The organism is Streptomyces capoamus (assembly GCF_014654935.1).
GTDB lineage: Bacteria > Actinomycetota > Actinomycetes > Streptomycetales > Streptomycetaceae > Streptomyces > Streptomyces capoamus.
The window spans coordinates 141021-150641 of the sequence record NZ_BNBF01000014.1 but is presented as its reverse complement, the minus strand read 5'-3'; the positions used below and the strand labels follow the sequence as shown (position 1 = coordinate 150641).

At 72.9% G+C, this 9621-nt stretch carries 5 protein-coding genes; 2 read left to right on the top strand and 3 right to left on the bottom strand.

The window, feature by feature from the left end; translation table 11 throughout:
• The coding region (locus IE312_RS41325; protein ID WP_268254330.1) for an aconitase family protein at positions 1-1113 on the top strand (1113 nt) is incomplete at its 5' end.
• Between the two features lie 126 nt (positions 1114-1239).
• Here the strand turns inward: IE312_RS41325 and IE312_RS22310 are convergent.
• From IE312_RS22310 to IE312_RS22300, 3 genes are all read right to left on the bottom strand, one after another.
• Complete coding sequence (locus IE312_RS22310; protein WP_189984121.1) at positions 1240-3933, bottom strand: SpoIIE family protein phosphatase; 2694 nt, start codon at positions 3931-3933, stop codon at positions 1240-1242.
• A gap of 415 nt (positions 3934-4348) precedes the next feature.
• Complete coding sequence (gene dnaK, locus IE312_RS22305; protein ID WP_189984120.1) at positions 4349-6202, bottom strand: molecular chaperone DnaK; 1854 nt, start codon at positions 6200-6202, stop codon at positions 4349-4351.
• Between the two features lie 21 nt (positions 6203-6223).
• Positions 6224-6583, bottom strand: a complete 360-nt coding sequence (locus tag IE312_RS22300; RefSeq protein ID WP_189984119.1) for a J domain-containing protein — start codon at positions 6581-6583, stop codon at positions 6224-6226.
• Positions 6584-7036: 453 nt separating this feature from the next.
• Between IE312_RS22300 and IE312_RS22295 the strand changes: the two genes are divergently transcribed.
• Positions 7037-9621 (top strand): GH92 family glycosyl hydrolase (locus IE312_RS22295; protein WP_229900287.1); only part of this gene is annotated, 2585 nt, incomplete at its 3' end.

Sequence of the window (9621 nt, the reverse complement as noted above, 5' to 3'; positions counted from 1 at the left end):
GCGGTCACCTCGGTCCTCTCCGGCAACCGGAACTTCGAGGGCCGCATCAACCCCGACGTCAAGATGAACTACCTGGCGTCCCCGCCGCTGGTCGTCGCCTACGCCCTCGCGGGCTCCATGAAGGTGGACATCACCCGGGACGCCCTGGGCACCGACCAGGACGGCAACGAGGTCTTCCTGAAGGACATCTGGCCCTCCGAGGCCGAGGTCAACGAGGTCGTCGCCAGCGCCATCGGCGAGGACATGTTCTCCAAGTCCTACCAGGACGTCTTCGCCGGCGACGCCCAGTGGCAGTCGCTCCCGGTGCCGACCGGCAACACCTTCGAGTGGGACGCCGAGTCCACCTACGTGCGCAAGCCCCCGTACTTCGAGGGCATGGGCATGGAGCCGGCCCCGGTCGAGGACATCGCCGGCGCCCGCGTGCTCGCCAAGCTGGGCGACTCGGTCACCACCGACCACATCTCCCCGGCCGGTGCGATCAAGGCCGACACCCCGGCCGGCCAGTACCTCACGGAGCACGGCGTCGAGCGCCGCGACTTCAACAGCTACGGCTCGCGCCGCGGCAACCACGAGGTCATGATCCGCGGTACGTTCGCCAACATCCGCCTGCGCAACCAGATCGCGCCGGGCACCGAGGGCGGCTACACGCGTGACTTCACGCAGGACGGCGGCCCGGTCTCCTTCATCTACGACGCCTCGCAGAACTACCAGGCCGCCGGCATCCCGCTGGTCGTCCTGGCCGGCAAGGAGTACGGCTCGGGTTCGTCCCGCGACTGGGCGGCCAAGGGCACCGCGCTCCTCGGCGTCAAGGCCGTCATCGCCGAGTCCTACGAGCGCATCCACCGCTCGAACCTCATCGGCATGGGCGTCCTGCCGCTCCAGTTCCCGGAGGGCGAGTCCGCCGAGTCCCTCGGCCTGACCGGCGAGGAGACCTTCTCCTTCACCGGTGTCGAGGAGCTCAACAACGGCACCACCCCGCGCACGGTCAAGGTCACCACCGACACCGGTGTCGAGTTCGACGCGGTCGTCCGCATCGACACCCCCGGTGAGGCCGACTACTACCGCAACGGCGGCATCATGCAGTACGTGCTGCGCAACCTGATCCGCAAGTAAGCGGCGGCACCCGGCGCTTCAGGGCCGCGTCCCCCTCACCGGGGGGCGCGGCCCTTGCCGTGGCGCCGGAGGTCCCGGGCCGCACGCCCGGAGCCGCAGGGTTTCCGGCGGGCTCCCAAACCCCGCTCAGTCGTCCAGCAGCGCGCCGAGGTCCGGTACCGCCAGTTCCGCCCAGATCACCTTGCCGTGCGGGGTGTACCGGGTGCCCCAGCGCTCGGAAAGCTGCGAGACCAGGAACAGGCCACGGCCGCCCTCGTCGGTCGTCGCGGCGTAGCGCAGGTGCGGCGAGGTGCTGCTGCCGTCGGCCACCTCGCAGATCAGCGTGCGGTCGTGGATGAGCCGTACGCGGATCGGGTCGGAGCCGTACCGGATGGCATTGGTGATCAGCTCGCTCAGCACGAGCTCCATGCCGAAGCCGAGCTCGGCGAGCCCCCACTCGGCCAGTTTGGCGGAGACCGCGCCGCGCATCCCCGACACGGCCGCCGGATCGCGCGGCACGTCCCAGTCGGCGACCCGGTCGGCCGGCAGCGCCCGGGTGCGCGCGACGAGCAGCGCGACGTCGTCCCCGGGGCGCTCGGGCAGCAGCTGCTCCAGCACCGCCCGGCAGCTCTCCTCCGGCGACCGTCCGGGGTGGCCCGCCAGGGCCCGGCGCAGCATCTCCATGCCCTCGTCCAGGTCCCGGGTACGGTCCTCGATCAGACCGTCGGTGTACAGGACGAGCTGGCTGCCCTCGGCCAGCTCCATCTCGGCCGTGCGGAACGGCAGCCCGCCCAGGCCCAGCGGCGGCCCGGCCGGCAGCTCGGGGAAGGTGACAGTGCCGTCGGGGTGGACCAGCGCGGGCGCCGGGTGCCCGGCCCGGGCCATGACGCACCGGCGCGTCACCGGGTCGTAGATCGCGTACAGGCAGGTGGCGCCGACGATCTGCCCGGCCGTCTCCGGGCATGCCTCGTCCTGGTCGATGCGGCCGACCAGGTCGTCCAGGTGCTGGAGCAGTTCGTCCGGCGGCAGGTCGAGGGTGGAGAAGTTGTGCACGGCGGTCCGCAGCCGGCCCATCGTCGCGGCGGCGTGCAGGCCGTGCCCCACCACGTCGCCGACGACCAGTGCCACCCGGCCGCCCGGCAGCGGGATCACGTCGAACCAGTCCCCGCTCACCCCCGACTGCGCGGGCAGGTAGCGGTAGCCGACGTCCAGCGCGCTCTGCTCGGGCAGCGCCCGGGGCAGCAGGCTGCGCTGCAGGGTGACCGCGAGGGTGTGCTCACGGGTGTAGCGCCGGGCGTTGTCGATGCTGACCGCGGCCCGGGCGACCAGCTCCTCCGCCAGGGACAGCTCGTCCGCGTCGAACGGATCCCGTTTGGAACGCCAGAAGTTCGCCATGCCCAGCACGACACCGCGGGCCCGGATGGGCGCGGCGATGAGCGAGTGGATGCCGAAGTCCAGGATCCGCCGGGTCCGCTCCGGGTCCTGGGCCCGCCAGCCCTCCGCGCCCGCCAGGTCGGTCACCAGTTCCGAGCGCCCGGCGCCGTAACTCCGGGCCTGCGGGGTGGAGGGCAGGAAGTCGATCAGCCGGCCCTGCTCGTAGAGCGGGTGGTCGTCCTGGATTCCGCTCACGGCGACCCGCCGCATGTCCGTCGCCGTCGGAGCCGGCTCCTCGCCGTGCAGGACGGCGTCGGCCAGGTCGACGGTGATGAAGTCGGCGAACCGCGGGACGGCGACCCGCGCCAGCTCGTCGGCCGTGCGCATCACGTCCAGCGTGCTGCCGATGCACAGGCCCGCGTCGTACAGCAGCTCCAGCCGCTCCCGGGCGGTCTCGGCGCGACCGGACACCGCCTGCAGCTCCGTGGAGTCGCGCAGCGTCACGACCGTGCCGCCGGGGCCGCCGGCCCGGTCGGTGGGCCGCTGGTTCACCGCCAGCAGGCGGCCCTTGGCGAAGTGCAGCTCGTCGCTGGCCGGCCGCCCGGAGACGAGCAGCTCCGTCGTCGCCGGGTCGAGGTCCGGCAGCTCCCGCACCTCACTTCCCTCGGCGTCCGCGGGCAGCTCCAGCAGCCGCCGGGCCTCGTCGTTGACGAGCAGCAGCCGGCCGTCCGCCCCGATGATCAGCACGCCTTCCCGCACCGAGTGCAGCACGGTGTCGTGGTGCTGGTACATGCGGCTCATCTCGTCCGGCGCCAGGCTGTGCGTCTGCCGCCGCAGCCGGCGCCCCACCAGGGCCGTACCGCCGGTCGACACCACCAGCGCGCCGGCCCCGGCGGCCAGGATGATCGGCAGCTGCCGGTCCAGCTCGCTGGTGACGTTCTTGACCTTCAGCCCGGCGGAGACCAGCGCGACCACCCGGCCACGGGCGTCGTCCACGGGCACCGTGGCCTGCACCTCGTGGCCCAGCGGGCCGTGCACGCTCTCGGTGTACACCTTGCCCGCCAGCGACGGCTCGATGGTCCCCACGAACCGCTGGCCGATCTTGCCGGGCAGCGGATGGGTGTAGCGGATGCCATGGGTGTCCATGACGACGATGAAGTCGACCCCCGCGGATTTGCGCCCGGCCTCGGTCAGCGGCTGCAGGATCCGGGACGGCTCGGGCGACCGCAGCGCCTGGAGCAGCCCGGGGGAGTGGGCGAAGGTCTGCGCGACGGCGATGGACCGGTGCCTCGCCTCGGCGGTGGTGTCCCGCTTCGACTGCAGGACCAGGGCGAGGACGGCGCACAGGACGAGCAGCACCACCAGGGCGACCTGGAACAGGAAGACCTGTCCGGCGACGCTCCGGGGAATCTTGCCGATCACAGTGCGCCATGCGAGACGCCTGCCTCGGACAGATGCGTCCGACATGACCGCATTTGTAGCACTGGTGTTTTCCGTGTGGCTATGGTCCGTCCACGAGCTGGACACATCCGGACCCGCGCCGCCGGACCGGACGGCCCGTCCGCGCCCCCGTGCCGCCGCCCCGCGCCCCCGCCTCATGACGGCGCCCCGGTGACCGCCACGGACACGGACCGCGGCAGCGGGTCACCGATCCGGTGGCCGCGACGCGGAACCTCCGGGCGGACCACCGCGACCACCGGTACCGGTACCGGTACCAGCAGCGGCCCGGCCCGCTCGCGGTGGCCGCCGTGGTCCGCCCTTCCGCTCCGCGGACCGGCGGCGCGCTCCCGCGGCGGGCACACCGCCCCACCGCTGCCCGGCGTCCGCGCGGCCGACCAGCGAGGGGTGCGCACCCCGTTCATCGTCAGCCCGCCTCCATTCGTCAGCCCGCCTCCGGCTTGTCGTCTACGATCTCGGCGTCCACCACCTCGTCGTCCCCGCCGGTGCCCGGCGTGCCGCCGGCGCCGGACTGCGCGGCCTGTTCGGTCCGCGACCGCTCGTACAGCGCCGTACCGATCTTCTGCGCGGCCTGCGCGGCACGGTCCAGGGCCTGCCGGATCGCCGCCGTGTCCTCGGACTTGAGCTTCTCCTTCAGCTCGGCCAGCGCCGTCTCCGTCTCGGACCTCGCGTCGGCCGGGACGGCGTCGGCGTTGTCCCGGATGATCTTCTCGGTGGAGTACACGAGCTGTTCGGCCTGGTTCCGCGTCTCCGCCGCCTCCCGGCGCTCACGGTCCTCCGCCGCGTGCTGCTCCGCCTCCCGGACCATCCGGTCGATGTCGTCGCGGGGCAGCGCGGAACCGCCGGTCACCGTCATCTTCTGCTCCTTGCCGGTGCCGAGGTCCTTCGCCGAGACGTGCATGATCCCGTTGGCGTCGATGTCGAACGCCACCTCGATCTGCGGCACCCCGCGGGGAGCGGGCGCGATGCCGCTCAGCTCGAACATGCCGAGCTTCTTGTTGTACGCGGCGATCTCCCGCTCGCCCTGGTAGACCTGCACGGTCACCGAGGGCTGGTTGTCCTCGGCCGTCGTGAAGGTCTCCGCACGCCGGGTCGGGATGGTCGTGTTCCGCTCGATGAGCTTGGTCATGATGCCGCCCTTGGTCTCGATGCCCAGCGACAGCGGGGTGACGTCCAGCAGCAGGACGTCCTTGACCTCGCCCTTGAGCACACCGGCCTGCAAGGAGGCGCCGACGGCCACCACCTCGTCCGGGTTCACGCCCTTGTGCGGCTCCTTGCCCGTCAGCTCCTTCACCAGCTCCGTCACGGCCGGCATCCGCGTCGAGCCACCCACCATGACCACGTGGTCGATGTCGGACACCTTGATCCCGGCGTCCTTGACCGCGTTGTGGAACGGCGCCTTGCAACGCTCCAGCAGGTCCGCCGTCCACTGCTGGAACTGGGCCCGGGTCAGCTTCTCGTCCAGGTGCAGCGGGCCCTCCGCCGAGGCGGTGATGTACGGCAGGTTGATCGTCGTCTCGCTGGAGGACGACAGTTCGATCTTCGCCCGCTCCGCCGCCTCCCGCAGCCGCTGCACGGCCATCTTGTCCTTGGCCAGGTCGACGCCGTGGTGGTTGCGGAACTGCCGGACCAGGTGGTCCACGACCCGCTGGTCCCAGTCGTCGCCGCCGAGGCGCGTGTCGCCGTTGGTCGCCTTGACCTCGATGACGCCCTCGCCCATCTCCAGCAGTGACACGTCGAAGGTGCCGCCGCCCAGGTCGAAGACCAGGACCGTCTGGTCGTTCTCCTTGTCCAGCCCGTACGCCAGCGCCGCCGCCGTCGGCTCGTTGATGATCCTCAGCACGTTCAGGCCCGCGATCTCGCCGGCCTCCTTGGTGGCCTGCCGCTGGGTGTCGTCGAAGTAGGCGGGCACGGTGACCACCGCGTCGGTGACGTCCTCGCCGAGGTACGTCTCCGCGTCCCGCTTCAGCTTCTGCAGCACGCGCGCGGAGATCTCCTGCGCGGTGTACCGCCTGCCGTCGATGTCCCCCTGCTCCGGGAACCGCCAGGCGTGGTCGCCGACGTGCCGCTTGACCGAACGCGCGGTGCGCTCCACGTTCGTCACGGCCTGCCGCTTGGCCACCTCGCCGACCAGCACCTCGCCGTTCTTGGCGAAGGCCACGACCGACGGCGTGGTCCGTGCGCCCTCCGTGTTCGTGATGACGGTGGGCTCGCCGCCCTCCAGGACCGAGACCACCGAGTTCGTCGTACCGAGGTCGATACCGACCGGACGCGCCATCTGCGTGCTCCCTCCTCGTCCTCACCCCGTGCGCCGCTCGGGTACCCACCGCACCGGTCCCGCGCGCAGTGGCGGCCCGGGAGCCGTGACGCCCGGCACGACGGGGCACCGGGGGAACGGCCGGCTCGTCCCGGCACCGCCGGACGGGCGGGACGACGCCCGGTGCGAGCGCTCGTACGCCTGGTCGCGGGCCGCGCGCCGCACCGGGTCCCGTAGCGTCTCGTACGCCGTCCGGACCTCCGCGAACCGGGCGGCGGTGACCGCGTCCACCCGCGTGTCGGGGCGCAGCTCCCTGGCCCTGCGACGGAAGGCCGAGGTGATGGCCTCGGCCGTGGCCGAAGGTGGTACGCCCAGCACCGTGTACGGGTCCGGTTCCGCCATCCGGGTCACCTCCCGGCTTGCCTCATCTTCGGGATAAGTCCCGGGCGGATGCGTGTCAAGCCCGGCCCGCGCCGCCCGTCGGGGGCGCCGCGGGGCGGACTACGGGTCGAGCCGCTCTGGGCGGACCCGGTGGCGGTGCGCACCGGGTCCGCGAGCCGGGCAGGTGAGGGGGGTGGGATACCTGCCCGGAGGGGAATGGCCTGGGCACTGCGTGCACTGCGTGGCTTGTGCGGCGAGTCGGCCGCGCGACATCGTTGTCAATGGTCTGTACATGACTCTACCGCCTGAACGGACAACGCCGTCAAGCCACTTGGCTGCCCCGACCGGGTGACGGGGGCGTGCGCCGGGCGGCGCGCACGCGGTCTTCCGTGGTACCGGTGGCACACGCTACTGTCCCTGCGGCTTGTGCGACCTGTGGTGCGCGACCCGTCCGATAGGAGGAAGGGCCGCGTCATGCGTTCGAGACCCGTTCCCCTGCTGCTGGCCGCGCTCCTCGCGACCGGCGGCACCGCCACCCCCGCCCTGGCGGCGACCGCCGCTCCCCCCGTCCTCGTGAAGGACCCCACCCCGTACGTCGACCCGCTGATCGGCACCAGGAACGGCGGCGACGTCTTCCCGGGCGCCGTCGTGCCCTTCGGCATGCTCTCCTGGAGCCCGGAGAACACGCGCGGCGACGCGACCAGGACCGCCGCCCCGGGCGGCTACCAGTACGACGCCACCCGCATCCGCGGCTTCAGCCTCACCCACATGTCCGGGACCGGCTGCGCGGGCGGCAGCGGCGACATCCCGTTCTTCCCGTACGCCGGCGAGGTCACCTCCTCCCCGGCGAGCGACACCGGGGACGCCGTCTACGCCTCCGACTTCCGCCACGCGGACGAGACCGCCGAACCCGGCCACTACCGGGTCGGCCTGGCCTCCGGGGTCACCGCCGACCTGACCGCCACCGCGCGCACCGGCTCGGCCCGCTTCACCTACCCGGCCGGCAAGCCCGCCTCCCTGCTCGTGCGCACCGCCAACTCCGAGGCGGGCTCGCAGGACTCCACGGTCACGATCGACCCGGCCACCCGGACCGTCTCCGGCTCGGTCACCTCCGGCAACTTCTGCGGCTACCTCGACCCCGAGGGCCGGCGCGCCTACTACACGCTGTACTTCACCGCCCGCTTCGACCGTGCCTTCCAGGCCGTCGGCACCTGGCACGACGACCGGCTGGAGCCCGGCTCCCGGGAGACCTCGGGCGGCACCGGCGGCTTCACGCACGGCGGCCGGCCGGTCGCCGGCAAGGGCGCCGGCGGATACGTCGAGTTCGCGCCCGGCGACGGCCCCGTCAACGCCGAGGTCGGCATCTCCTACGTCAGCCCGGAGGCCGCCGCGGCCAACCTGACCGCCGAGAACCCGCCGGGACGGTCCTTCGACGCGGTCCGGGAAGCGGCCCGGCGGGCCTGGGCGGAGCGGCTCGGGGCCGTCCGGGTCGGCGGCGGCACGGACGCCGAGCGCACCACCTTCTACACCGCGCTCTACCACGCGCTGCTGCACCCGAACGTCATCAGCGACGCCGACGGCCGCTACCGGGGCGCCGACGGCCGCGTGCACACCGTCGGCCGCCGCCGGCAGGCCCAGTTCGGCACCTTCTCCGGCTGGGACGTCTACCGCGACCAGGTACAGCTGCTGACGCTGCTCGACCCGCGCACCGGCTCGGACATCGCGCAGTCCCTGTACGAGCTGGCCCGGCAGAACGGCGGCGTGTGGGACCGCTGGCTGCACGGGGCGAGCGGCACCCACGTCATGAACGGCGACCCCTCACCGACCGCGCTGGCCGGCATCCGCGCCTTCGGCGGCACGGACTTCGACCTCGCCGGCGCCCTGAAGTCCCTGGTGCGGGCAGCGACCGTGCCCACACCGCAGGACCTGTCCCCGGCCGGCAAGCCCGTGCTGTCGGCGGGCCAGCGCCCCTCCCTCGACAAGTACCTCCGGCTGCACTACATGCCGTCCGTCTCCAACGCCTGGGGCGGTGCCGCCGAGACCCTGGAGATGTCCACCGCGGACTTCGCCGTCGCCCAGCTGGCCCGGGCGGCCGGGGAGAAGGACACGGCGGCCCGCTTCACCCGGCGCGCCCAGTGGTGGCAGAACAACTTCGACATCGCGGCCGATCCCGGCGGCGGCTACATCGCCAACCGCAAGGCCGACGGCAGCTGGGTCACCGGCTTCACCCCGGGCACCGGCAACGGGTTCGTCGAGGGCTCGGCCGCCCAGTACACCTGGATGGTCCCGCACGACCCGGCGGGCCTCTTCGCCGCGCTCGGCGGCCGGGAGGCGGCGCTGGCCCGGCTCGACGACTTCTTCCACGACGCCGACGGCGGCTGGGCCTTCACCGGCAAGGGCGGCACCAAGTCCGAACTGGACAACGAGCCGTCGGTCAACGTCCCCTACCTGTACGCCTACGCGGGCGCCCCCTACAAGACCCAGGAGACCGTCCGCGCGGCGATGCGGCAGCTGTGGTCCGCGGGGCCGGGCGGCATCCCGGGCAACGACGACCTCGGCGCCATGTCCGCCTGGTACGTCTTCGCCGCCCTCGGCATGTACCCGCAGGTCCCATCCCGCGCCGAACTGGTCCTCGCCTCACCGCTGTTCGAGCGGATCGAGATCCGCCGGCCGCACGGCCGCGGCATCTCCGTCCGCGCCACCGGAGCGGCGGCCGGCGCACCGTACGTCCGTTCCCTGCGGGTGAACGGACGCGGCAGCGAACGGCCCTGGCTGCCCGCGTCCTTCGTCCGGGACGGCGGCCGGCTCGACTACACCCTGTCCGCCGTCCCGGACCGCGATTGGGGCGCGGACAGCCCGCCGCCGTCCTTCCGGGCGGGCGAGCAGCCGTACCAGTTCGGCGTCGGGCCCACCGCGGCCACCGTCGCCCCCGGTGACCGTACGACGATCGCCGTGCGCGCGCTGTCGCTGACCGGCGGCAGCGGTCCCGAGGTGCGCTTCCGGGTGCGGACCCCGGCCGGAGTCACGGCCGAGCCCGCCGAGGGCACGGTCACCGACGG

What these genes read in the sequence shown, in the direction of transcription:
- IE312_RS22310 (WP_189984121.1), bottom strand. Translation starts at nt 3,933, where the DNA reads ATGTCGGACGCATCTGTCCGAGGCAGGCGTCTCGCATGGCGCACTGTG.
- dnaK (WP_189984120.1), bottom strand. Translation starts at nt 6,202, where the DNA reads ATGGCGCGTCCGGTCGGTATCGACCTCGGTACGACGAACTCGGTGGTC.
- IE312_RS22300 (WP_189984119.1), bottom strand. Translation starts at nt 6,583, where the DNA reads ATGGCGGAACCGGACCCGTACACGGTGCTGGGCGTACCACCTTCGGCC.